At 58.6% G+C, this 23,754-nt stretch carries 27 protein-coding genes; 8 read left to right on the top strand and 19 right to left on the bottom strand.

The genetic code is table 11. From position 1 onward, the window contains the following. The first annotated feature begins 40 nt into the window (after positions 1 to 40). The 3 genes from tatA to tatC are packed head-to-tail and all read left to right on the top strand — an operon-like array spanning position 41 to position 1,419. Entirely contained in the window at positions 41 to 274 is a 234-nt protein-coding gene (tatA, locus tag ACFE0K_RS04895; RefSeq protein WP_434534997.1) for a Sec-independent protein translocase subunit TatA, read from the top strand. A gap of 40 nt (positions 275 to 314) precedes the next feature. After that, a complete protein-coding gene (gene tatB / locus ACFE0K_RS04890; protein WP_434534996.1) occupies positions 315 to 668 on the top strand; it encodes a Sec-independent protein translocase protein TatB in 354 nt (117 codons plus the stop codon). Beyond that, positions 661 to 1,419, top strand: a complete 759-nt coding sequence (tatC, locus tag ACFE0K_RS04885) for a twin-arginine translocase subunit TatC (protein WP_434534995.1) — start codon at positions 661 to 663, stop codon at positions 1,417 to 1,419. Before tatB ends, tatC begins: the two co-directional genes overlap by 8 nt. 127 nt (positions 1,420 to 1,546) lie before the next feature. Here tatC and ACFE0K_RS04880 read toward each other — a convergent pair whose 3' ends face one another. The 5 genes from ACFE0K_RS04880 to pip form a co-directional block, all read right to left on the bottom strand. Next, positions 1,547 to 2,488, bottom strand: coding sequence for an alpha/beta hydrolase (locus ACFE0K_RS04880; protein WP_434534994.1), 942 nt, complete (start codon positions 2,486 to 2,488; stop codon positions 1,547 to 1,549). After that, a complete protein-coding gene (locus tag ACFE0K_RS04875) occupies positions 2,467 to 4,185 on the bottom strand; it encodes an Lnb N-terminal periplasmic domain-containing protein (protein ID WP_434534993.1) in 1,719 nt (572 codons plus the stop codon). Before ACFE0K_RS04875 ends, ACFE0K_RS04880 begins: the two co-directional genes overlap by 22 nt. A gap of 223 nt (positions 4,186 to 4,408) precedes the next feature. Continuing rightward, entirely contained in the window at positions 4,409 to 4,891 is a 483-nt protein-coding gene (locus ACFE0K_RS04870; RefSeq protein ID WP_035245157.1) for a DUF3015 domain-containing protein, read from the bottom strand. Between the two features lie 178 nt (positions 4,892 to 5,069). Beyond that, positions 5,070 to 5,507, bottom strand: a complete 438-nt coding sequence (gene dtd / locus ACFE0K_RS04865; RefSeq protein WP_434534992.1) for a D-aminoacyl-tRNA deacylase — start codon at positions 5,505 to 5,507, stop codon at positions 5,070 to 5,072. After that, positions 5,504 to 6,427, bottom strand: coding sequence for a prolyl aminopeptidase (gene pip / locus ACFE0K_RS04860; protein WP_434534991.1), 924 nt, complete (start codon positions 6,425 to 6,427; stop codon positions 5,504 to 5,506). Before pip ends, dtd begins: the two co-directional genes overlap by 4 nt. Here pip and ACFE0K_RS04855 point away from each other — a divergent pair. Further along, positions 6,426 to 6,893 (top strand): nuclear transport factor 2 family protein, encoded by a 468-nt coding sequence (locus ACFE0K_RS04855; protein ID WP_434534990.1) that lies wholly within the window; start codon positions 6,426 to 6,428, stop codon positions 6,891 to 6,893. The genes pip and ACFE0K_RS04855 overlap by 2 nt on opposite strands. Positions 6,894 to 7,053: 160 nt before the next feature. Here ACFE0K_RS04855 and ntrC read toward each other — a convergent pair whose 3' ends face one another. The 6 genes from ntrC to ACFE0K_RS04825 form a co-directional block, all read right to left on the bottom strand. Beyond that, positions 7,054 to 8,487 (bottom strand): nitrogen regulation protein NR(I), encoded by a 1,434-nt coding sequence (gene ntrC / locus ACFE0K_RS04850; protein WP_434534989.1) that lies wholly within the window; start codon positions 8,485 to 8,487, stop codon positions 7,054 to 7,056. A gap of 55 nt (positions 8,488 to 8,542) precedes the next feature. Further along, the gene (gene glnL, locus ACFE0K_RS04845) at positions 8,543 to 9,652 is read right to left on the bottom strand and encodes a nitrogen regulation protein NR(II) (RefSeq protein WP_434534988.1); all 1,110 of its coding nucleotides are present in this window, start codon (positions 9,650 to 9,652) and stop codon (positions 8,543 to 8,545) included. Positions 9,653 to 9,788: 136 nt separating this feature from the next. Beyond that, the gene (locus tag ACFE0K_RS04840; protein ID WP_434534987.1) at positions 9,789 to 10,448 is read right to left on the bottom strand and encodes a hypothetical protein; all 660 of its coding nucleotides are present in this window, start codon (positions 10,446 to 10,448) and stop codon (positions 9,789 to 9,791) included. A gap of 158 nt (positions 10,449 to 10,606) precedes the next feature. Continuing rightward, positions 10,607 to 12,013, bottom strand: a complete 1,407-nt coding sequence (gene glnA / locus ACFE0K_RS04835; RefSeq protein WP_434534986.1) for a glutamate--ammonia ligase — start codon at positions 12,011 to 12,013, stop codon at positions 10,607 to 10,609. Positions 12,014 to 12,242: 229 nt separating this feature from the next. Then, a complete protein-coding gene (locus ACFE0K_RS04830; RefSeq protein ID WP_434534985.1) occupies positions 12,243 to 12,494 on the bottom strand; it encodes a sulfurtransferase TusA family protein in 252 nt (83 codons plus the stop codon). 145 nt (positions 12,495 to 12,639) lie between these two features. Beyond that, positions 12,640 to 13,737 carry a tRNA (5-methylaminomethyl-2-thiouridylate)-methyltransferase gene (locus ACFE0K_RS04825; RefSeq protein WP_434534984.1) on the bottom strand — a complete coding sequence of 366 codons (1,098 nt, stop codon included), beginning with the start codon at positions 13,735 to 13,737 and terminating at the stop codon, positions 12,640 to 12,642. A 157-nt stretch (positions 13,738 to 13,894) separates the two neighbouring features. Here ACFE0K_RS04825 and ACFE0K_RS04820 point away from each other — a divergent pair, with 157 nt between their 5' ends. Continuing rightward, complete coding sequence (locus ACFE0K_RS04820; protein ID WP_434534983.1) at positions 13,895 to 14,839, top strand: metallophosphoesterase; 945 nt, start codon at positions 13,895 to 13,897, stop codon at positions 14,837 to 14,839. Here ACFE0K_RS04820 and ACFE0K_RS04815 read toward each other — a convergent pair. Genes ACFE0K_RS04815 through ACFE0K_RS04805 form a run of 3 tightly spaced genes read right to left on the bottom strand, consistent with a single transcriptional unit; the run spans position 14,829 to position 17,953 of the window. Continuing rightward, a complete protein-coding gene (locus tag ACFE0K_RS04815; RefSeq protein ID WP_434534982.1) occupies positions 14,829 to 15,833 on the bottom strand; it encodes an alpha-L-glutamate ligase-like protein in 1,005 nt (334 codons plus the stop codon). The two genes, ACFE0K_RS04820 and ACFE0K_RS04815, sit on opposite strands and share 11 nt — an antisense overlap. A 1-nt stretch (position 15,834) precedes the next feature. Further along, the gene (locus tag ACFE0K_RS04810; protein WP_434534981.1) at positions 15,835 to 17,361 is read right to left on the bottom strand and encodes an inactive transglutaminase family protein; all 1,527 of its coding nucleotides are present in this window, start codon (positions 17,359 to 17,361) and stop codon (positions 15,835 to 15,837) included. Between the two features lies 1 nt (position 17,362). After that, positions 17,363 to 17,953, bottom strand: coding sequence for an ATP-dependent zinc protease family protein (locus tag ACFE0K_RS04805; RefSeq protein ID WP_434534980.1), 591 nt, complete (start codon positions 17,951 to 17,953; stop codon positions 17,363 to 17,365). Positions 17,954 to 18,285: 332 nt separating this feature from the next. Here ACFE0K_RS04805 and typA point away from each other — a divergent pair, with 332 nt between their 5' ends. Further along, entirely contained in the window at positions 18,286 to 20,094 is a 1,809-nt protein-coding gene (gene typA, locus ACFE0K_RS04800; protein ID WP_434534979.1) for a translational GTPase TypA, read from the top strand. Positions 20,095 to 20,204: 110 nt separating this feature from the next. Here typA and ACFE0K_RS04795 read toward each other — a convergent pair whose 3' ends face one another. Both ACFE0K_RS04795 and ACFE0K_RS04790 read right to left on the bottom strand, forming a co-directional pair. Next, positions 20,205 to 20,525, bottom strand: coding sequence for a DUF2007 domain-containing protein (locus ACFE0K_RS04795; RefSeq protein ID WP_434534978.1), 321 nt, complete (start codon positions 20,523 to 20,525; stop codon positions 20,205 to 20,207). Positions 20,526 to 20,544: 19 nt separating this feature from the next. Continuing rightward, positions 20,545 to 20,871, bottom strand: a complete 327-nt coding sequence (locus tag ACFE0K_RS04790; RefSeq protein WP_434534977.1) for a DUF4377 domain-containing protein — start codon at positions 20,869 to 20,871, stop codon at positions 20,545 to 20,547. 73 nt (positions 20,872 to 20,944) lie between these two features. Here ACFE0K_RS04790 and trmL point away from each other — a divergent pair, with 73 nt between their 5' ends. Then, positions 20,945 to 21,415, top strand: a complete 471-nt coding sequence (gene trmL, locus ACFE0K_RS04785) for a tRNA (uridine(34)/cytosine(34)/5-carboxymethylaminomethyluridine(34)-2'-O)-methyltransferase TrmL (RefSeq protein ID WP_434534976.1) — start codon at positions 20,945 to 20,947, stop codon at positions 21,413 to 21,415. A 153-nt stretch (positions 21,416 to 21,568) separates the two neighbouring features. Here trmL and secB read toward each other — a convergent pair whose 3' ends face one another. The 3 genes from secB to ACFE0K_RS04770 are packed head-to-tail and all read right to left on the bottom strand — an operon-like array spanning position 21,569 to position 22,764. After that, on the bottom strand, positions 21,569 to 22,042 hold the full coding sequence (gene secB / locus ACFE0K_RS04780; protein WP_035245181.1) for a protein-export chaperone SecB: 474 nt from the start codon (positions 22,040 to 22,042) through the stop codon (positions 21,569 to 21,571). A gap of 13 nt (positions 22,043 to 22,055) precedes the next feature. Continuing rightward, a complete protein-coding gene (gene grxC, locus ACFE0K_RS04775; protein WP_434534975.1) occupies positions 22,056 to 22,334 on the bottom strand; it encodes a glutaredoxin 3 in 279 nt (92 codons plus the stop codon). A gap of 13 nt (positions 22,335 to 22,347) precedes the next feature. Next, on the bottom strand, positions 22,348 to 22,764 hold the full coding sequence (locus ACFE0K_RS04770; RefSeq protein WP_035245184.1) for a rhodanese-like domain-containing protein: 417 nt from the start codon (positions 22,762 to 22,764) through the stop codon (positions 22,348 to 22,350). 112 nt (positions 22,765 to 22,876) lie between these two features. On the opposite strand from ACFE0K_RS04770, the gene ACFE0K_RS04765 reads away from it, so the two are divergent. After that, positions 22,877 to 23,754: murein hydrolase activator EnvC family protein (locus tag ACFE0K_RS04765; protein ID WP_434534974.1), on the top strand; the 878-nt coding region annotated here is incomplete at its 3' end.

Below are 23,754 nucleotides of genomic sequence, written 5' to 3'. Positions count from 1 at the left end.
TCAGCGCCTGACCTACTGGGACTTACTGGAGAGAGACCGCATGTTTTCCGGCATCAGCATTTGGCAGTTACTGATCCTTCTGGCCATCGTGGTCCTGTTGTTCGGCACCAAGAAACTGCGCAATATGGGCGGCGACCTGGGCGGGGCCGTAAAAGGCTTCAAGAACGCCATGAAAGACGGCGAAGAAGAGCAGGACCAGAAGCGTCTGGCCGACGACGAGAAAGAGGCTACCGAGCAGAAAACCGAAAAGGACAAGGAAAAAGATCAGGCCTGATCTGATTTCGGCTTTTCCTGTGTCCCGCTAAGAGGTTTCCATGTTCGATATCGGCTTTGCCGAACTCACCCTGATTTTCATCATTGGTCTGGTGGTACTTGGCCCCGAGCGTCTACCCACGGTGGCCCGCACTCTGGGCCAGTGGATCGGCCGTGCCCGTTCCACCTTCAATCATCTGAAAAACGAACTGGAACGCGAAGCGGTGACCCAGGATATGCGCGAACGCATGGAAAAACAGATGCGTGAGATGGGCCTGGATGAAGACAGCATTCGCGACGCCAAGGAAAGCCTGCTAAGCCCGGAACAGATTGCCAAGGCGAGAACGCCCCGCGACCCGCAAGCGGACTCCGCCGACGACAGCGAAAAAACCCAGGAACCACCGCGCCATGAATGACGCCAGCAACGATTCCGGCCAGCCACTGATTGCTCATCTGCTGGAACTGCGCAATCGCCTGCTCAAGGCCATGGCAGCTATCTTCATGGTGTTCCTGGGGCTGTTCTATTTCTCTCGAGAACTGTACACCCTGGTGGCCAAACCGCTGATGCAGGCCATGCCGGAAGGCACCAGCATGATCGCCACCGGCGTGGCCTCGCCGTTCCTGGCACCCTTCAAACTGACCCTGTATCTGAGCATCTTCGTGGCCATGCCCTTTATCCTGCATCAGGCCTGGGCGTTTGTGGCACCCGGCCTGTACCGGCACGAAAAGCGCCTGGCCATCCCGCTGCTGGGCAGCAGCGTGCTGCTGTTCTACGCCGGCGCTGCCTTTGCTTATTTCGTGGTATTCCCACTGATGTTCCAGTTCTTTACCGCCATTGCCCCGGAAGGGGTGGCGGTGACCACGGACATCAGCAGCTATCTGGATTTTGTGCTGGCCCTGTTCCTGGCGTTCGGGCTGGCCTTTGAGTTACCCATCGCCATCGTGCTGCTGGTCAGTACCGGGGCAACGACCGTGGAAAAACTGGCTGGCGCCCGCGCCTATGTGGTGGTGGGCTGCTTCGTGGTAGGCATGCTGCTGACACCACCGGACATCATCAGCCAGACCCTGCTGGCACTGCCCATGTGGTTCCTGTTCGAGGTCGGCCTGATGGCTGCCCGGTTGATACGTCGGGAAAAACAGAAGCAACAAGAAGCACCCGACCCGTAGGGGGTAGATTAGGCCGAAGGCCGTAATCCACCATAAGGCCTGAAGTTGCTCGATGTATCTGGTTTGCTGGATTACGCCTTCGGCTAATCCACCCTACGCTTGACACCGATCAGGCATCCGGCATCCATCAAAACCGGTAGCCATCATTGCCGCTTGGCGCCGAAGGGACCGGCAACGGCGCCAGACCCTCCAGGGAGTCCTCCTGGGCCGGCGGGGTTGGCGCCGGTGCCGCACAGCCATTGCCCTGCAGAAAATCTACAATCCGCTGCTGCACGGCAGGATCCCGGGTGCTTTCGATATGCCCGCCACGCAAGCGCTGGAACGTTTTCGGCTCGCCGGCAGCAGCAAACAACCGCTTGCCGTGGTCATAGGGAATAATCGGGTCGTCTTCACTGTGCATCACCAGCAATGGGGTCGGCGCCACCCCGGCAATCCGGGTTTCCGGGTCCTGGTCAGCGCCGGGCATGCCCGGTACCACCAGCCAGCGCAGCGGCCACAACAACCAGCTCCCTCTCATCACATCATTGGTGATGCCCCGGTAACTGGCAAAGGCCGCTTCCAGGACCACACAATCCGCAGCCCCCTGATTCGACTCATCCCCCAGCACCGTCGTTGCCATAGCGCCACCCAGACTCTGACCAAACACCGTCAGCGGGCCCTCGGCACTCTTGGCATTGCGTAACCAGTCCAGACCCAGCTGCACATCGTCGAACACCGCCGGCAGTGTCGGCTTGCCCTCGGACAACCCATAACCACGGTAGTCGAGCAGAAAAACGTTATACCCCTGCTCCGGCAGCCATTGCACGCTGGCCAGGTGGGTGCTGATGTTCTGGGCGTTGCCGTGGAGAAAATACACGGTGCCGCGCACATGCCCGTCCCCCGCAGCCGGCAGCCACCAGCCATGCAGGCGCAGACCGCGCGGATGGATCAGCACCACATCTTCGTAATTGAGCCCCTGGTTCTCCGGGTTTTGTACCCAGGGCTCCATGGGATAGAAAAACAGTTTGCTGCAGCCCGTCATCCATACGGACACAGCTGCCAGCAGAATCAGTCGAAGTACCATCGCCATTGCAGTTTGAACTCGTTATCGCCATCCCCGCGCCAGCCTTCCCGGCTCAGCGATGCCCGCAGCCCATGCTGACGGGCAAAAGCCCAGTGCACGGCGAGCTCAGAGGTATGTCGATAGGTATCGTTGGTGAAGTAATGCCCCACACTGCCCAGTTGCCACTGCCAGCGCCCACGCTGATAGAGCAGGCCCGCATCCAGCCCGGCCCCGGGGGTGAGGAAGCTATCGAAGTCGCTATTATTTTCCATTCGCAGGCTGGTTAACAGGTAGGGCTGCCAGTTACCCAGGGCCCAGCTGCCACCCGCGCCGCCCTGAACGTAGCGCACCAGTCTGCGGCGACCCGCCCAGGCTCTCTCCAGACCACCCTCCACATACCAGCTCAGCGGCTTGCTGAAGCGGTTACGCGGGGCCAGCGAGCGAATGCTCACCACGTCCAGTTCTTCCAATTCAGGATCGCCGGACTCCGTGCTGCGCAGCGTCAACCCCAACCCTTCAATCTGTGCCCCGCGCAGGAAACCGTAACTATTATCCAGCAGGTTGTGATACGTCAGCCGATAACTCAGCTCGCCGAAGTCCTGGTTCGTCTCACGCTGGCCACCGGCCAGGGCCAACATCTGGGTGCCATGGCCCGATTCCGGCGGCTCGGGGTTCTCTGTTTCCGGCACGTCCACCTTCGGCAGCCGGTTTATCTCCGACAGCAACGTGAAAGAATCCTTGGCGACCTCTGGGTCCCGTGCCCCCTTGCGATTGACCAGACGCAGATAACGGTAGGCAGTGGTCACCATTAGCGCCTGTTGTTCCGCCTCGGCCTGCTGAAACTCTGCCGATTCCAGCAAGCCGGGATCATCCGCCAGACGACGGGCCAACTGCTGCTGGTGAGGCGTCATCTGGCGGCGCAGGTTATCCAGCTCCACGGCCTTGGAGGGTCGATAATGGCGCTCTCGGATCAGGTCCCGGTCATCCAGGGCGCGGACCGTATTCACCGGTACTTCGGCAAACCGTAATTCCGTGAGCAGCTGCGAATCCGGGCGCGCCACTTCCACCAGCTCCAGCAGGCGGAAAGAGCAGTTTTCATCAAAAAAGTAGTAATCGAAATTGATGTCTTTCAGTTCCCACAGATGCTCGATCAGCCAGTCAATTTCCTGCTGATCCAGATCCAGGGTGTACTCCCACATGTCGCGATTTTCCATGTGGGAATATTCCTGAATTTTTTGCACATAGGGTACCAGCGCAAAGCGACCGGGGTAGCCGCCGGCCAGCCCGCGATAGATATAGAAAAAGGAATTATCAGCCTCGCTGGATACCGCCCCGAAATTCACCGCCCAGGACAACCACACCGCACTCTCTTCACCCTGGTCCAGGCGCAATAAGGTATGACCGAACATGGACGACGGGCTGTTCAGGTACGCAGCAGGAAAAACCAGTACTGCCCGGCTGGCCTGTACCGCAGAGCGCCATTCGGAATAGTCTTCGCAGTGGGCAAACGGTGCATCGTCCTGCCAGTTGAAATGATCGGCCAGGAAACGGTAACGGGCGGGGAAGCGGCAACGTTCAGGAGCTTCCGCCGGCTCAAGCGCAGCCACCGTTGCCCGCAATTCGGCAAGCACATCATCCTTGCCATTGTCAGCCAGAAAATAATTGTCGTCGTCGATATAACTACGCCCCCGATCACGCAGGGTAGCACCGGGATTCACATGCATGAGCGCCTGCCATCGTGACGAAGCGGCAAGATCAACCAATGAAGGAGAGGAATTCGCGGCCAACGCCGGGGCAATCCAGCACAGCAGCACACAAAACAATCCAGTGCGCATCCGGTATTATCCGTGATTGGGGCGGGAAAAATTCAGACCTGAATCCGTGATTTCAGATCAGACAAACAAAGCCCCGCCGTTGGGCGGGGCTCGCTGGTAAACGTGTAACCGTTTACGCCAGGTACTTGGACAGGCTCTGGTCCTGCTTCATTACCTCGGTGATGCTGGCCATGACTTCTTCGGCAGTTACATCCTGGTGCGGAAAGATAACAGCAAAGTTTTCATGCATGGCAGCATTGAAACGGGCACGGTCGCCAGCTTCGATGCCCATGGATACAGACAGAGCGGTCAGGGCTTCGCCTTCACCGGTTGCCATATCCTGAGCCACTTCTTCCATCACACCGGTCATGCCCAGCAGGCTCTGGCCGCTGTAGGTCAGGGAACCATTGGTATCACAACCATTGGTGCCGGTGGTCATACCAAAGGTGGCGTTGCCGGAGGTGCCGTTGACAATGGTCGCCAGCAGATGCATCGGCAGACCAGAGTTGCCTTCGAACAACAAGTTGCCCCAACCACAGCCCGGACCACCCGGTGCTACGGCCATGGCAGAAGTAGAAGCGCCAAGCAGAGTGGCAGCGATAAGCGTCTTTTTCATCCTGAGATACCTCCAAGTTTTTATAGGTCGTCCCTGGGGATACTTCACAGCACCAGGCTGTATTTCGCAACCCTGTTGCAGCGATGCTGCTCAGTGCTCTCCCCGTCACCCGTAATCAGGTAACAAACTTCATCATAAACAAGGCGAGGGCCTTTGCAATACAATTGCAAAATCGCTGTCACGAGCTCAAAAGAAATGTGACGGGCCCGTCATTGACGAGTTGAACCTGCATATCGGCACCAAACACACCACTGCCCACCGGAATATTCTGCTTCTCCAGTTCCCGCAAATAACATTCATACAACTGCTTCCCCAACCCCGGAGGGGCCGCCTTGCTGAAACTGGGCCGACGCCCCTTGCGGGTATCCGCCGCCAGAGTGAATTGGGATATGGCAAGAATTGCTCCATGAATATCACGCACATCCAGGTTCATCTTGTCATCGCTGTCGGCAAACACTCGGTAGCCCACCGTCCTCTCGGCCATACGCGCAACGGTAGCCTCATCGTCGTCGGCCTCAATGCCAACCAGCAACAGCAGGCCTTTGCCGATACGACCCACGCAATCGCCGGATACCGTCACCGATGCTTCACTGACACGCTGCAACAACACCTTCAATCGTCAATCCTCTTTTCCAGTCGCTTCACAGCGTCCACCAACGCATTGGCAATCGCCGGGTCAGAGGACGAATGACTGCCCCCTTCCACCCAGTGGAGTCGACTGCCTGGTAATACCTGATGCAGGGTAAGAGCCTGATCCGCCGGGCAGACGAAATCCCGGGTACCGTGAACAATTTCCACCGGCAAAGCCATGCCTGTACACGCCTCCAGCAACGGTGCAGCGAGAAAACCGTCATGAAGAAAATAATGGGTTTCCTGCATGGCCATGCATAACTCATCGTCACTGGCATCACCGGGCGGCAACACGGATGTTGACGCCAGAGTGGACTCCCAGTTACACCAGCTGCGAGCATGATAGCGGGCTTGATCTCCCTGCAACCCCTGATGATAGCGCTGCAGCAGACTCCCCTCACCAGGCGGTGCCTGTTGCTGTAATACCGTCCATGCCTCAGGAAACAGCCGCGCCGCACCCTCTGAAGTATAAAGCCAGTCCCGGTCCTGCTGCCGACAGAGGAAGACTCCCCGCAGCACCATACCGGCGACTCGCTTCGGATGTGCCGCCAGATAAGCCAGCGCCAGGGTGACGCCCCAGGAGCCACCGAACACGCGCCATCGCTCCACACCAAGGGCCTCGCGGAGAGATTCCAGGTCAGCAACCAGATGAGCGGTGGTATTGTCACGCGTCGACGCAAAAGGACGGCTTTGACCGCTACCTCGCTGGTCGAAGAGAATAATGCGAAAGTGCCGGGAGTCGAAAAAACGACGCATGAACGGCGAGCAACCGCCGCCGGGCCCACCGTGCAACACGACCACGGGCACGCCGTTCGGATTGCCGCTTTCTTCCACATAAAGCTGGTGCCCCTGACCCACCGGCACCAGAGACTGCCGATAACTGTCCGGCAAGGGAAATAACGCCATGAGAGCTGCACTTATCTGCAGAAAGACTTCAGCATACCTGCTGCTGGTTGCCCTGCAACTATTGATCGCGGGCTGCGCCAGAACGCCGCCGGAACAGGCTATTCTGAATGCTCTGGACAATCTTGAAGCTGCGATAGAGGCCGGTGACACCGGCACGGTGATGGAGGCACTCACTGACCCGGCAGAGATTCAGCGTGGTGGCCACTCCCTGCAGCGCACCGAAGTGCGGCGCCTGCTGATGGGGACCTTTCTTCGCTACCCGAAGCGCCAGCTGGCCATCACCCAGGTCAACATCGAGCTGGACCCTGTCACCCAACGCCACGCCCGCGTCACCTTCACCGCCTTCGCCTGGGGCGGCCAAAGCGCCATGCCCGACAACGCCGACAGCTACCGGGTGGTGAGCGACTGGCGCGAAGACGGCGAGTGGAAGATTGAAGGGCTGACAGCGAACGGACTTCGAGAGTGAACAGTGAACAGTGAACAGTGAACAGTTCGCGATTGTGACTCTGTGATTTACCAACGCAAGAGGCCGCGCCCAGAGTATGGACGCGGCCTCTTGCGTTGCAGAACCTGGAATCCAGTCCCGCGAACTGTTAACTATTCACTATTAACTGTTCACTGCTTTATCAATCCTCATCGCCACCACTCAACTCCCCTTCCATGTCCAGCTCCTTGATCTTGCGGGTGAGGGTATTGCGCCCCCAGCCAAGCAGAGCAGCAGCGTCGCGTTTGCGGCCACCGGTGTGCTGCAGGGCCACTTCGATCATGGTGCGCTCAAAGCCGGGAACGGCCTGCTCAAGGATGCTTCGCTCACCCTGTGACAAGGCCCGGTCGGCCCAGTTGCGCAGAGACTTGAGCCAGTCGCCGGTCACATCGGCGCCCTTGGCGGCACCGGCTTCTTTCAGTTCCGGGGGCAGATCATCCACCAGCACTTCGCGACCGGACGCCATCACCGTCAGCCAGCGACAGGTATTTTCCAGCTGCCGCACGTTACCCGGCCAGCCCTGGGCGGCCAGGTATTTTTCCGTGTCCTTGTGCAGCACCTTGGGCTCCACGCCCAGCTCATTACCCGCCCGCTGCAGGAAGTAGTTGGCCAACCGGGGAATGTCTTCACGGCGTTCGGCCAAGCGAGGGATATGGATACGAATGACGTTGAGGCGGTGGAACAGATCCTCACGGAAATCACCATCCTTTACCAACCGCTCCAGATCCTGGTGGGTGGCAGCAATAATGCGCACATCCACATGGATCGGGGTAGTACCACCCACCCGGTAAAACTCGCTCTCCTGGAGAACCCGCAGCAGACGCGTCTGCGCTTCCAGCGGCATGTCACCGATTTCATCGAGAAACAGGGTGCCGCCATTGGCCTGCTCGAAACGGCCCACGCGCTGATTGTTGGCACCGGTGAAGGCCCCTTTTTCATGGCCGAACAGCTCGGATTCAATCAGGTCCTTGGGAATCGCCGCCATATTCAGGGCCACGAAATTCTTTTCCCGACGCATGGAATGGCTGTGCAGGGCCCGCGCCACCAGCTCCTTACCGGTACCGGACTGGCCATTGATCAATACGGTGACGTTGGAATGGCTGAGCCGGCCAATGGCGCGAAACACCTCCTGCATGGCCGGCGCTTCACCGATAATTTCCGTGGATTCTTCCTCCACCGCCGCCGGCTGTTCGCCGCGGGATTCTTCCCGGTGCTTGATGGCGCGGCGCACCAGGGCTACCGCCTCATCCACATCAAACGGTTTGGGCAGGTACTCAAAGGCTCCGCCCTGATAGGAGGCCACCGCCGAATCCAGATCAGAATGGGCGGTCATGATGATCACCGGCAGGTCCGGGTTCTTGCGCTGGAGGATCTTCAGCATACGCAGGCCATCGGTGCCCGGCATGCGCACATCACTGATCAGCACCTCCGGCTCCTGACCACCCTCCTCCAGAGTATTCAGTGCCTCATCACCATCCTCGAAGCAGGTCACCGCGTAACCTTCCTGGCTCAGTGCCTTTTCCAATACCCAGCGAATGGAACGGTCATCGTCGACTACCCATACGGTTACGCTCATGACCGGCCTCTCCCTGGGATTTCACTGTTGTCGTTGCTCACGGCTGCATAGGCGCTCATGGCTGTTCGCTCTCCGTTACTTCCGGCTGCTCCATTGGCAGCAAAATGCTGAATACGGTGTTGCCCGGTGCGCTGTCGCACTCAATCAGCCCCTGGTGCTGGCTGATGATGGACTGGGCAATGGACAATCCCAGCCCGGTACCACTGGCCCGGCCACTGACCATGGGATAGAACAGGGTTTCCTGCACATCCGGGGCAATGCCCGGGCCGTTGTCGATAATATCCACCCGCAGCACCAGACGGTGGCGCAGGGAGCCGATGGTGAACTGCCGCAACACCCGGGTGCGCATGATGATGCGGGCATTCTCGGTATGCGACTCCAGCAAGGCTTGTGTAGCGTTACGGATAATATTGAGCAGCACCTGGATCATCTGATCCCGGTCGGCGATCACATCCGGCAAACTGATATCGTAATCCCGCCAGATGGACACACCCTGGGGATGCTCCGCCAGCAACAACTGGCGCACATGCTCCAGGCACTCATGAATATTCACCGCCTTGAATTCCGGCGGTTTGCGCGGCCCCAACATACGATCCGCCACCGTGCGTAACCGGTCCGCCTCATCAATGATGACCTTGGTGTACTCGGTCAGATCCGGGGTCGGCAGCGCTCTCTCCAGCAACTGTGCAGCACCGCGGATGCCGCCCAGCGGATTCTTGATCTCGTGTGCCACACCGCGCACCAGCGCCCGGGTGGCCTGATGGGCATGAATCAGCGCCTCTTCCCGGGTAATGCGCAACAGCCGATCCAGTGGCTGCATCTCCATCAACAGGCATAGCGTCTGGCCAGGCTCATTGATCGGGCTGACCGAATAATCCACCGTTATTTCATAGCCGGGGGACACCGCCAGACGGGCCTCCCGACGGGTAAAGGGGTGCTCATCGCGAATGCACTGGCGCAGGGCAGCACGGGCTTCCTCGTCATCAAAGAAATAGTCCGGCAACGGCTGACCCATGGCACGGCTGGCACTGGTCGCAAGCAGCATCTCCGCCGCCGGATTCAGGTAGCGGACCTGCAGATTGTCATCAAGCATGATCACTGCGGTACGCAGGTGATCGAGTAAACGTTTGTGCAAGGTGACACCACCCATCAACTGTTGGCCCATAACAGGGCATAAGCAATTATCAGGCCACTTGGACTAACGCCCACAATGCGTGCCTACAGGCACTAAAACCTGACAGGACTCAGGGCCTGTAGTGAGTTTAGGGAATTACAAGGCAGGATTGCACCGAAATGGTGCTTTAAGGGCGAGCAGAATAGGGGCGCAGCGGCTGGACAGGGCGCTGGGATGTGCCCGGCTGTATTGTGGCATCCCCCCCATTCGAGGGCTGCTGCTGTCGCTTGATATCCCCCACCGTTGTTCTGTGGATATAGAACTCAACCACTTCAGATTCGATCAGGACCTCACCTTCGGCATTCAAAATCCGAGCCTGAAGTTGATGCGCACCTCGCTCTGGCCGATCCAGTGACGTGCCTTCAAGGACGCGGCCATTATGCGTCAACTCCAGCTGATCGCCTGGTTGCAGCTGTGGCTTGATGACTACTTCAATGGGTATCGACTCCACCGGGTTACGGATAGTCGCCCCCTGCTGAGGACTAGAGACCGCCAGACCGGCGTACTCCTGCCGGGAAACCACCGGAGGCAAGCTTTTCTGTGACTCACTGTCGACCGGACGCACTTTCTTTTTCGCACCCTCTACAGTGTTCACACTACGGATATCAACAGGCTCCGCACCTGGCGACACAGGCTTATCCGTAAACTGCACCGAACCATCCGGCATTGTCTGCTTGTAAATTCTGGATTGCGCGGCGGAAGCACCCTCTTCATCGACAATTCCGTCTTCAGCCTGTAGCACAACCGCCATAAGCAGCACGGTAATACCCATTATCAACCTGAGCATCTAGACACCTCCTTCTTTCTTCCGATTCTGAACAGCCTCTAGGGAGATGAAAAGGGCAAAATGCACAAAACGCCAAACGCTTTACCGCCTTTCTCCAGACAAAAAAAGCCCCCGACTAGCGGGGGCCTTCTTTCTGCGAGCTTTCCCGGGGGGGGAAATTAGCAGGAGTAGTACATATCGAACTCGACCGGGTGCGGGGTCATGTTGAGACGCTCAACTTCACCACGCTTCAGGGCGATGTAGCCTTCCAGCATGTCCTTGGAGAACACGTCGCCTTCGGTCAGGAAGTCCATATCGGCTTCCAGGCAATCCAGCGCCATGGTCAGGGTATGCGCCACGGTCGGGATGTCCTTGGCTTCTTCTGCCGGCAGATCGTACAGATCCTTATCCATGGCATCGCCAGGGTGCATCTTGTTCTTGATGCCGTCCAGGCCAGCCATCAGCAGGGACGCGAAACACAGGTACGGGTTCGCAGACGGATCAGGGAAGCGCGCTTCGATACGACGTGCCTTGGCGCTGTTCACAAACGGAATCCGGATGGAAGCAGAACGGTTGCGGGCAGAGTAGGCCAGCATTACCGGCGCTTCGAAGCCGGGCACCAGACGCTTGTAGGCGTTGGTGGACGCATTGGTGAAGGCGTTCAGGGCGCGGGCGTGCTTGATGATGCCGCCGATGAAGTACAGCGCTTCGTCGGACAGGCCTGCATAGCCGTCACCAGCGAACAGGTTTTTGCCATCTTTACCCAGAGACACGTGAACGTGCATACCGGAACCGTTATCACCGATCAGCGGCTTGGGCATGAAGGTGGCGGTTTTGCCGTAGGCGTGAGCCACGTTGTGCACGCAGTACTTGAGAATCTGTACTTCGTCCGCCTTGGCAGTCAGAGTGTTGGCGCCAACGCCGATTTCACACTGGCCAGCGGTACCCACTTCGTGGTGATGTACTTCGATCTGCAGACCCATCTGCTCCATGGCGGAACACATGGCGCCACGCAGGTCGTGCAGGCTATCTACCGGCGGAACCGGGAAGTAGCCGCCTTTAACGCCCGGACGGTGACCGATGTTGCCGCCTTCGAAGTCTTCGTGGGATACCCACGCCGCTTCTTCGGAATGAATGTTGTACATGGAACCCTGCATGTCGGATTTCCACTGTACGGAATCAAATACGAAGAACTCCGGCTCGGGCCCAAACAGCGCGGTGTCAGCAATACCGGTAGATTTCAGGTATTCCTCGGCACGACGAGCCACGGAGCGCGGATCACGCTCATAACCCTGCATGGTGGACGGCTCGAGAATGTCGCAACGCAGATTAACGGTCGCCACATCAGTGAACGGGTCCAGTACGGCAGAGGCGTCGTCCGGCATCATGACCATGTCGGACTCGTTGATGCCTTTCCAGCCAGCGATGGAAGAGCCATCGAACATTTTGCCGTCCTGGAAGAAATCTTCGTCGATTTCACCCACGGGGAGGGTTACGTGCTGCTCCTTACCACGGCTATCGGTGAAGCGCAGGTCCACCCATTTCACATCATTTTCTTTAATCAGCTTGAGGGTCTTTTCAGACATTGTCGTGCGTCCTCCTAAGGAACAGCGGGTTTGTCTCTGGCTCATCGCCCCACCCCGCATCAGGGCAGAACAGAGAGCCGGTATTCTCGGCCACCAGGCCTGCTTTGCCAATAGGGAGGCAAGTTCCATGCCAGCCCTTTTTTAGCGCATTTGACGCCAAAATACAGAATCAGGGGAAAGATAGCATCTCATGATGCATTATTGTGGTGCATTGCACCATTGGTGAGCACTAAAACAGTGCACCATTGTCTTCGCCTACCCGTAGGACCACAAACACCTCGTTGTCCGCCTCGCCGATTTCCAGCACCTCATGGCCATTGATCCGGCACCAGGCAGGGATATCGCTCAACGCACCGGGGTCAGTACATACCACCCGCAGGCAATCACCGGTGGACAGGGTGCGCACCTTGTTCTGTGTCTTGATCACCGGCATGGGGCACAACATGCGGCGCACATCCAGTTCGTGAAGGGCTTCGTTCATCAAGGCATCCTTGGGTTCTAGCTTCTAGCTTCTAGCTTCTAGCTTCTAGCTTCTAGCTTCTCAAGATGGTGCCGCGCCCCAAACAAAGCACAACCCCAGCAGCGCTTTTTTTGTTTTCCTCGCAGCTAGCAGCTCATAGCTGCCTTTACCCCACATTCCAGGCCAGCGGCACCGCATCCGGCTGCAAAGGCTCCACGGTGACCTGGCGCGCCACGCCATCCGGACCACGCACTTCCAGGGTAACCTCATCCGCGGAGCGCCCCTTGGAATAACGGGCCACAATCGCCGCCGCCTGCTGCATTTCCTCATCATTCTGGAAATTGCCATCCACCAGGGCCAAGGGCCCCGGGCAGCTCACCGTAGTGATGCTGGTAAACTGGTAGCGATACCCTTCCAGGAAACGGTTCTCACCTTCCTCTCGGCTGATGATCAGCTTGAAGTGGGGCTGCGGACGTATATGGCGCCCCACTTTTAACAGCATGATGTCATCCAGCTCGTAGCGGCGCTCGTTGCGAGCCTTCCACAGATCCGCCAGCTTGTTGGAGTAGGATTCATCGGTGAGAAAGCAGCAGCCACCAGCGGGCTGGGCAAAGTCATCCAGGCCAAACTTCTTGGCCAGAGCCATTTGCGGCTTGCGGCTGCGGCCGGAAAAATCATGCAGGGAGTCCCGGTCCACCCAGCCCTCGCGTTCTGGCAGAGTGGCGGGCAGATTCCGGGCACACAATGGCCGTAACAGCAGATCGTCGGCACCGGATTCCTGACTGATAATCGGCATGGTTTCCTTGCGCTGGCTCTTGGGACGCTGCCCAATCACTTCACCAGTGACAATGAAATCAAAGCCACGATCACCCGCAAACTCCCGGGCCTTGTTGATCATCAGAGTCGCCTGGTTAACCATGAAAATCTTGCAGTCCAGACAGGGGTTCAGGTTGGCCCCATAACCATGCTTCGGGTTGAGCACCACATCCTTGTACTCCTCAGAGATATCAACGATGTGCATCTTGATGCCCAGCTGCTCGGCCACCCACAGGGCGTTATTGCGTTTTTCCTTATCCTTGTCCTTCTTGCGGATGGCGTGGGTATGGCCTTCCACACAGAAACCGGTAAAGAAATTGACGCCTTCCACCTCGATCCCCTGCTCCTGCATCACCTTCACTGCCAGCATGGAGTCCAGTCCGCCAGACACCAGTGCGATAGCGCGGCGCTTAATCGGTTGGGTTGACTCAGTTACAGAAGACGTCATGTGAACAAACCTGCTGCCTTAGATCGGCGCTCAAAAAATGGGCGGCATAGTATAGCAACCACGCCCTCATGACGCACCCTTCACGCCGCCCCGGCTGTCACCTGAGGGTCATATCGCCGGGCCAGACTCGGAGTTCCTGATTCACCCACGGGACCCCATGCGATTTCGCCTGCTGCTCCGCCTATTAACCTTGCTAATCGCCGCCGCCTGTCTGGGCTGGTGGTGGCATACTCCCCATGGCCCATGGCTGATGCACAAGGAGCCCCTGGCCGGGCAGCGCCTGTGCGTGATCGGCGACGGCGGCTGGGGCAATGCCCCTTCCCTGGCTGTGGGCCAGGCATTGGTGATACTTGAATGCGATCAGGTACGTTATCTCGGTGATTTGGTCTACCCGGACGGCATCACCGGCCCGGACGACCCGCTACTGGAAAGTCGTTTTTTCGCGCCGCTTGGCCCGGCCCTGGATGCCGGCATTCCGGTTTATCTAGTGCTGGGCAACCACGACTGGAAGCAAAATGCAGAAGCCTGGCTGGAGGTGGCGCGGCACCACCCGCTGATCCACTTCCCCCACTACTACTATTTCGAGCAGTGGCCGGACGCCTGTGCATTCAGCCTGGAAACCACCTGGTTCGAGAAATGGTATTACTTTCGACGTCAGGGAGCCTGGCTGACACAGGCCATGGAGACCGCTCAACACCGACAATGTGGCTTCAGCCTGGCCTTTGCCCACCATCCCATGGTCAGTTCCGGCTCCCACGGCAACGCGGGGGAAATGATTCAGCTGCACCTTCGCAGCAAGCTGATCGGCCGACTGGATCTGCTACTGGGCGGCCACGATCATATTCTTTCCGACGAGGGGGCATACCAGGGCACCCGGCAACTGATCTCCGGCTCCGCCAGCATCAACAATGACCTGGGCCAGCCCAGCGACAATCAACGCTTCACCCGTGCCACCCATGGCCTGCTGACCCTGGATATCCACGACGACGGCAACAGTCTGCGCGCCGACTACCGCTTCTACAGTGTGCTGGGAAATCCCGACGACCCGCTGATCTCGCTGCTATGGGAGGGAGATCAACGCGGTCAGGGAATCAGGGAGTAACGGCGGGATCAGGTTCGCTAACCGGCACCGGCCCGGCCACGGCGAAATGCTTTTTGGAAAAAGCGATACGTTCCGCCACCGGGCGGCGGGTATTGCCGAGGCTGTCCAGGTGGTCCTCAATAATACTGCAGCGACGCAGCAGACCATCATCCATGGCAATCTGGATGTTAAGCCCCGGGCGGGCATTCAGCTCCAGCATCATCGGCCCGAATTCACGGTCCATCACCAGATCCACCCCCAGATAGCCCAGACCGGTCAGGTCATAACAGCGGGCGGCAAGCTCCAGACACTCTTCCCAGTCCGGCACGGTCAGCCCCGCCACCGCATTGGCGGTGTCCGGATGACGCTCGATTCTCTGGTTGTGCCAGGTACCACCCAGGGTCACACCGCTGGACAAATCCAGCCCCACGCCAATGGCCCCCTGGTGCAGGTTGGCCTTGCCCTGTGACTGGCGGGTAGGCAGGCGCAGCATGGCCGCCACCGGGTAACCCTGCAGCACGATGATGCGGATATCCGGCACACCCTCGAAACTGATGCGATTAAACAGCTCTGTGGAACGCACCCGGTACTCGATCAGGGCCTGATCACGGTGCCCGCCCAGGGAATAAATACCGGAAATGATGCCGGAAATATGGTGTTCCAGCTCTTCCGTAGTAACGATGCGCCCGGAGGCGGAGCGGAAATAATCCTCAAAGCGGTCGGCAATCACCATGATTCCATCACCGCCGGCACCCTGAGCCGGTTTGATAACAAAATCCCGATGCGTTTCCACCACCCGATGCAGGGTACTGATGCCTTGCTCGGTAGCAATGGCCCCATACAGTTCCGGCACCCGAATACCTGCATCCAGCGCCAACTGTTTGGTCTGCAATTTGTCGTCCACCAGCGGGTACAGACTGCGCTTGTTATAACGGAGAATGTAATCGCCGTTGCGCTGGTTAATACCCATTACGCCACGGGCACGCAGGGCCTTGCGGGTCTTTGACCACAACATGTCAGCGCTCCACCATGGCCCGGAAACGCATCAGCTCGGTGAGACGGTAGCCACGGTAATGCCCCATCAACACCATCACTGCGGCCATGCACAACAGCACACCCGGGAAGGTGAACACGAAATAGACCAGCGGCGACCATACCATCAACAGATGACACAGCACTGCGGCCACCAGGGTCCCCAGCCCCACCTTCAGGGACTGGGTTCCACCGCGCTCTTCCCAGACAATGGAAACCCGCTCGATCACCATGGTCAGAATCACCATGGGGAACAACGCCACCGACAGTCCCGACGACACGCCCAGCTTATAGCCCAGCAGGCTAATGACCGCCATCAGGATCACCACGAAGGTGAGCACAATGGACAGGCGTGCCAACAGCTGCAGCTTCAAATGCTCGAGATAGGAACGCACCGACAGGCCAATGGCGGTGATAAAAGTAAACAGCAGCACCCCCCAGATCACCTGGGTTTCCCGGAACGCCAGGGCAATCAGCACAGGGGTAAAGGTACCCAGGGTTTCCATGCCCACCAGGGAACGGATCAGCAGCACCAGCAGTACGCCCACCGGAATCATCATCAGAATACGGAATAGCTGCTGGGAGGGCAGTGGCAACTCGTACAGGGAGAAATCGATAAAGCTGCTGGCATCCTGCAGCCGCAGGGAACGCGCCAGTTGCAGGGCACTCATTTCATTACGGTGCACACTCAGCGTCATGTTCGTCGAGCGCCCACCTTCGATATTCAGCAACGACTCGCTGCCGCTCCACCACACCAACCGGTCATCCGGCAAACCCTGTTGGCCATCGAGCGGATTGAAGTACAGCCAGCGCTTTCCGTTATAGGTCCGCAACCACAGCTCGGGCTGCTGCTCCTGGCTTTCCACCAGTCGCAAGGTATGGACAGGCTCGGCAGGGATATGCGACATGGCCAGCAGCAGATCCACCACCTGGGCCCGGTTCTCCGGACTCACATCACCGCCGAGCAACAACTGGACATTGTCGTTTTCCAGTTCGTTCACCCGCTTGATGGTCTCGCCGATAAAGGTTTCCACATCAGCAGAATGCTGGCGGATCGGCTGCAACAGGGCCTCGGCGGCCAGTTTTTCCGCCCCGTCCAGCACCGGCGCCGGCCGGAACTGGGGACCCGGCTCATTCTCCCGGGTTTCCGCAAAACGAGGGGTGAGCATCAGCCGATAGTAAAGATATTGATTGCCTTCGGCACGACGGGCAGACCAGGTGACCTGCCGATTGCCTTTCTCCACATTGACGTTCACGCCATAGTTATTGGATATAAAGCTTTCGTTGAGGGTGGTGTAGCCTGCTCCCTGGGGCGGCACAAACATGCGCACCTTGATCGGTTTGTTGGCCCTGGCAGTAAAGCTGACCTGCGCATCGACCACCCACACCGGATCTTTCTCGTCCTGAGTCAGTGGCACCTTCTGCACCAGCAACTGGTAAGCGACACTGCCGCCGCCCAGCAGCAAAAGAAACACGGCCAAAATCCGTGCCTGTAGTTTGACAGACCCCATGTTAATGCGCTCCGGCAGCCTCCATCATCAGTTCATCCTCCTGATCCTCCCGGCAGCGTGGCGTGCCCACAGACATGGACAGCGACGGATCTACCAGGGCTCCCAGACTCATCAGGGCATCCGCACCGATCAGTAGCGGGTAACGAAACTCGCTCCGGTCTGTCAGATTGACATCTATCTTCTGCTGACGACCGCCCATGCATATCGTCAACGTCACCATTGGCCGGCGACTGAAATCCCGCTCGCCGTCCTGAACACTCTCTGCCCGGCGTTTTATCCGCACATGCCCGGTCAGTGGCAATTCCACGTCATCCCACTCACGCTGCTGGATGCCCCACTCTTCGCGGTCATCCCTGTCGATGGCTATATCAAACTCAACCATTTTCACCCCGTCACGCTCAAAGGTCTTTATGTAACGGGCGCTCAGGGAGGCGGAATCCGCTCCGGTGTCCAGCTTGGCCGGCACAGTAATGCCCAGCTCACCGATATGCACACTTTCGTGCAAACCATAGATTCTCTTGTTGACTGGCACCTCGGACAGGGCCGCGGCAGGCACCAGCGCCCCTATCAGCACCAAGGGGAGTCGCATCATAACAACCTGATTATAAAAGCGTTATTGCCGAATTTTCGGTCCCGGCAACAGGGAAAGACGGTGGATCTGACCCTTCCCCGGGAAAATGGTTGCGCCATTCTAGGCGATCCGCCGCCGACTCGCAGGAACAACTGTGAATTTTTGAATCTTTTCACATTCGTAAATGTTAAGCGAAAGCCTGACCGACGGGCTATCACCTGTCGCCAGCGCTGGTATAATGCGCGCCCCCGCGAGATGCAAGGGCTTCATTCAGGCCCGCCATGTGGTGGCCGCGTACGACTGGAGACAAGGCCCTGACCGCATTTCGCCCATTTCTTAACGGAGCTACATCTGTGATTGAACGTCTGCGCAATATCGCCATCATCGCCCACGTTGACCACGGCAAGACCACCCTGGTGGATAAGCTGTTGCAACAATCTGGCACCCTGGGAGATCGCGCTGGCGATATTGAGCGGGTAATGGACTCCAACGACCTGGAGAAGGAACGGGGCATCACCATCCTCTCCAAGAACACCGCCATCCAGTGGAATGAATACCGCATCAACATCGTCGACACCCCCGGCCACGCCGACTTCGGTGGCGAAGTAGAGCGGGTCATGTCCATGGTGGATTGCGTACTGCTGCTGGTCGACGCGGTAGACGGCCCCATGCCGCAAACCCGCTTCGTGACCCAGAAAGCCTTTGCCGCCGGCCTCAAGCCGATCGTGGTAATCAACAAGATCGACCGTCCTGGCGCCCGCCCGGACTGGGTAATGGACCAGGTGTTCGACCTGTTCGACAACCTGGGCGCTACCGACGAACAGCTGGACTTCCCGGTGATCTATGCCTCTGCCCTGAACGGCATTGCCGGCCTGGAAGCGGACAACATGGCCGACGATATGACCCCGCTGCTGCAGACCATCGTCGACAAGGTGGACTACCCGAACGTGGACGCGAACGGCCCCTTCCAGATGCAGATCTCTTCCCTGGACTACAACAGCTACCTGGGCATCGTCGGCATCGGCCGGGTCAAACGCGGCAACATCAAGGCCAACAGCCCGGTGAAGGTCATCGGCGCCGATGGCAAGGTGCGCAATGGCAAGATCCTCACCATCATGGGCTATCACGGCCTGGAGCGTGTCGACGCCCCCACCGCCTCCGCCGGCGAAATCGTCTGCATCACCGGCCTGGATCCGCTGAACATTTCCGACACCCTGTGTGATCCGGCCAACGTGGAAGCCCTGCCGCCGTTGAGCGTGGACGAGCCCACCGTAAGCATGTTCTTCCACGTGAACACCTCACCGTTCGCCGGCCAGGACGGCAAGTTTGTCACCAGCCGCCAGATCCGCGAGCGCCTGGAAGCCGAACTCAAGCACAACGTGGCACTGCGCGTGGAAGAAACCGGCAGCGCCGACCAGTTCCGCGTCTCCGGCCGTGGCGAGCTGCACCTGTCGGTGCTGATTGAGAACATGCGCCGCGAAGGCTTCGAGCTGGCCGTGGGTCGGCCACAGGTGATCATCCGCGAAGAAGATGGCGCCAAGCAGGAACCCTACGAAACCGTGATCGCCGATGTGGAAGAACAGCACCAGGGCGCCATCATGGAACATCTGGGCCTGCGCAAAGCCGAGATGACCAACATGGAACCGGATGGCAAGGGCCGGGTTCGCCTGGAATTCCTGGTACCCAGCCGCGGGCTGATCGGCTTCCGCAGCCAGTTCCTGACACTGACCTCCGGCACCGGCATCCTCAACAGCACCTTCAGCCACTATGGCGAGTACAAGCCCGGCGACATGGCCAACCGCATCAACGGTGTGCTGGTATCCATGGTCAAAGGCAAGGTGCTGGGCTTCGCCCTGTTCAACCTGCAGGAGCGCGGCCGCATGTTGATCGACCCGAACGTGGATGTATACGAAGGCCAGATCATCGGCATTCACAGCCGCGGCAACGACCTGGTGGTCAACCCCACCAAGGGCAAGCAGCTCACCAACATGCGCGCCTCCGGCACCGATGAAAACATCGTCCTGACTCCGCCGATCCGTTTCAGCCTGGAGCAGGCGCTGGACTTCATCGAAGATGACGAACTGGTGGAAGTGACCCCGAACTGCCTGCGCATTCGCAAAAAGCTGCTTACCGAAACCGAGCGCAAGCGCGCCGGACGGTAAACACAATATTGGTCGCGGGGGTGAAATACGCAAAGCGAATTCCACCCTCTGCGCCAACGCTGAACACAAAAAAGCCGGGCATTGCCCGGCTTTTTTGTATCAACCCTTTTTCAGCGCAGCAGCACCAACATCACCACCGCACCAATGACCATTCCCAGCAATAAACCACGGGTAAAAGAACGCTGGGCACCCGGGCGAACCGATTGCCCGATGTCTGCCGGCTGACTGGCCTCAAACTCGGCGATCACCTCACGGGCTCGCGACTCATCGCTTTCCGCCACCCACACCGATGCCAGGCCCGCCGCGGGCAACTCCCCGACAGCCCCCTGCAACATGTCGCCCTGTACCTGTGCCATGATGCCGACCTGATCCAGCAAGTCCGCCAGCATATGCGCCTCAATACCATCGCGGGCATGAAAAACACATTTCACGGCAGCGTCCTCTCATGCATCAAGGATTGACCGCTTCCTTGCTCACCACCTCAAGCAGGGTGTAACGCAAGCTGCTGCCATCCGCTGGCGGTGACACTACTTCCTCTATTTTCACCCGCAGCGTGTAGCGGTGACCGGGCTCGAACTCGAAACCGTCAATGTGATTATAGAAAAGCTGGAAGTTGGCCTCGTCATCACTGCGCACCCTCAGGCAATCCATCGGCCCCGCACCGATACAGGCAGAGGTATAAGGAGCAACATGCAGAATCTCGCCGGGCTTGTCTTTCTTTTCACCACAAGCAACCAGTAAAAACAGCACCGCAAACAGCGTGTGTTTCAGTATCATGGTACCAGCCTTGTTATTTTTCCCTGATAGATAACAAGCAGTACCATGCGCAGCCCACCAAGGCAAAACACAAATGCTTCATATCGCACTGTTCGAACCGGAAATCCCCCCCAATACCGGCAATATCATTCGCCTGGCCGCCAACACCGGGGCTCGCCTGCACCTGATCGAGCCGCTGGGGTTTTCCCTGGAAGAAAAGAAACTGCGGAGGGCGGGGCTGGATTACAACGAACTGGCCCACCTCACCGTGCATGCGGATTTTGCGGCTTTTCTGGACGTAATGGCGGGCCGACGCCTGTTTGCGCTGACCACCCGGGCCAGCCAGCCACACAGTAAGGCGGTTTTCGCAGACGAGGATGTGCTGTTATTTGGCCCGGAAACCCGCGGCCTGCCCACCGACATTCTCGACAGCCTGCCACCCACACAAAAACTGCGCCTGCCCATGGTAGCTGACAGCCGCAGTCTCAATCTTGCCAATGCGGTGTCGGTGACGCTGTATGAGGCATGGCGGCAGTTGGACTACCTAGGAGCAAGTGAACAGTGAACAGTTAATAGTTAACAGCGCCGTGATACGGCTTTATCGGCTCTTGAACGTAAGAGGCCGCGCCCATAGGTTGGGCGCGGCCTCTTGCGTTCAAAACCGGCGCCAGTGCCGGTCCGCGAACTGTTAACTATTCACTATAACTGTTCACTGAATTTACTGAACCGTCTCACCCTCAGCTTCTGCCTGCGCTTTCGCCTGTTGCTGGCGTTGCTGCTGGTACAAGGCATCGAAGTTGATCGGTTGCAGCACCATCTGCGGGAAGGAACCCTTGGCGACCAGATCCGAGACCACTTCGCGCACGTAGGGGAACAGCAGGTTCGGGCAATAGGCGCCCAGCAACTGGGCCCGCTCTTCGCCCTCCACACCTTTCACGGTGAAGATACCGGCCTGTTTCACTTCTGCCAGATAGAAGGTTTTCTCTTCCTTCTCGTCCTTGGCCGTCACCGTGACGGTCAGCTCCACTTCGAATTCATCGGTCTCGCCAATGCGACGGGCACCATTATTCAGCTGTACATTGACCTTGGGCTTCCACTCTTCCAGAAACACCTCCGGGGCACCGGGGCACTCGAAAGACGCATCTTTCAGATAAATACGCTGCAGCTGGAAAACCTGTTGTTGTTCGGCCATGGTTTTTCTCCTGTTACCTTGTTCCCGACTCCCCCGAATTGGCGCCGAGCAGCGAATCCAGCTCCCCTGCGCGCTCCAGAGCATAAAGTTCATCACAACCGCCGATGGGGCGATCATCAATAAAGATCTGTGGCACCGTACGGGCCCCGCCGCGCTGCATCATCACTGCACGCTGATCAGGCTCTCGATCCACATCCGTGTCGTGGTACGACACGTTCTTGCTGTTCAGCAACTGCTTGGCGCGAACGCAAAAAGGGCACCAACCTGTGGTATAAAGCTCCACTTTGGCCATATTCACCTCCCGCCTAGTCTTTAACCACAGGCAGGGAAGCCCCGCGCCAGGCGTTGAGTCCGCCCTGGATGCGATACAGCTCGTCAAAGCCCTTACCACGCAGCTGACGACCGAGATGTGAGGCCTTGGCGCCCATATCACAAGTCAGAATAATGGGTTTGTCCTTGTATTTTTCCAGTTCTGCAATACGCTCAAGGGCCTGGCTGGCAGGGATATTGATGCTGCCGGCAATATGCCCGGCACGAAACTCATCGCTATCGCGCAGGTCAACAATCACCGCATCCTTCTGGTTGACCAGATTGGTGGCCAGCTGAGGACTCAGAGCCTTGCCACCGCGGCGGGACTCAAGCACAAAGAAAACAGCCCACAGCAGAAAAAAGGCGGACACCAGAAGGTAATGGTTACTGGCAAATTCAAGCAATTGGCTCATTGGAACCCCGAATCAGTGGCAATGGCCGACGCTGTGCAGATAATTGGACAGCCCCGCGCCGATGGAAAATCGGCGCCAAGTATACACACCCGCAAGGGGGTAAGGTAAAACCATGCGCCCCGGAATACTGCTGTTATTACTCCTGCCCACCCTGGCCTGGGGCGAGAATGCACCGTCAAAGGCCCAACTGGAGCAGCTCAAGGACCGCATCGGCGAACTCAGCGCCGCCCAGAACCGGGAACTGCGCGAGCGGGATTCGGTTCAGGCGGATCTGCGCGAAGCCGAGCTGCGCATCAGTCGCCTGTCCCGGGAACAACGCAATCTGGAACAGAAGGCCGGCGAAGCTCGCCAGCGACTGGCCAAACTGGAAAAGGAACAAGCGCAACTGGCCCGAGAAAAGCAGACTCAGCTGGATTGGTTGGCAAAAGCTGTGCGGGCCAGCTATCAGGCCGGCCGCCAGGAGCGCATCAAGCTGCTGCTGAACCAGGAGCAGCCGGACCAGATTGCCCGCCTGCTGCGCTACCAGGAATACTACCAGCGCGCCCGCAGCGATCGCTTGCAACAGGTCAATGGTGAGCTGGATGAATTGATGGCTGTCAGCCTGCGCGTGGAGCAGGCGCGCCAGGCCCTGCTCGACAAGCGCAGCGACGTACAGCGCCATGCGGACAAATTGCAAGGGGCCCAGAAAAGCCGCCAGCAGACCCTGGCCAGCCTGAACCGCTCACTGGATGACCGCAGCTCCAGCCTCACCCAGCTCAAGCGTGACCAGCAGCAACTGGAACAATTGCTGGCAGACATGCAACGCAGTCTGAACGATATCCCCGCCGACCTGGGCGGCAAACCCTTCGGCAAGCTGGCCGGCAAATTGCCATGGCCGCTGGACGGAAATATCGGCACCAGCTTCAACAGCGCCCGCGAAGGCGCTCTACGCTGGCAGGGGGTAATCCGTAATGCGGCTGCCGGCACCCCGGTGCGGGCGGTAGCCGCCGG

Origin of the sequence: Alcanivorax sp., assembly GCF_051117345.1 — a bacterium.
Lineage (GTDB): Bacteria > Pseudomonadota > Gammaproteobacteria > Pseudomonadales > Alcanivoracaceae > Alcanivorax.
This window is presented reverse-complemented; position numbering and strand designations above follow the sequence as displayed.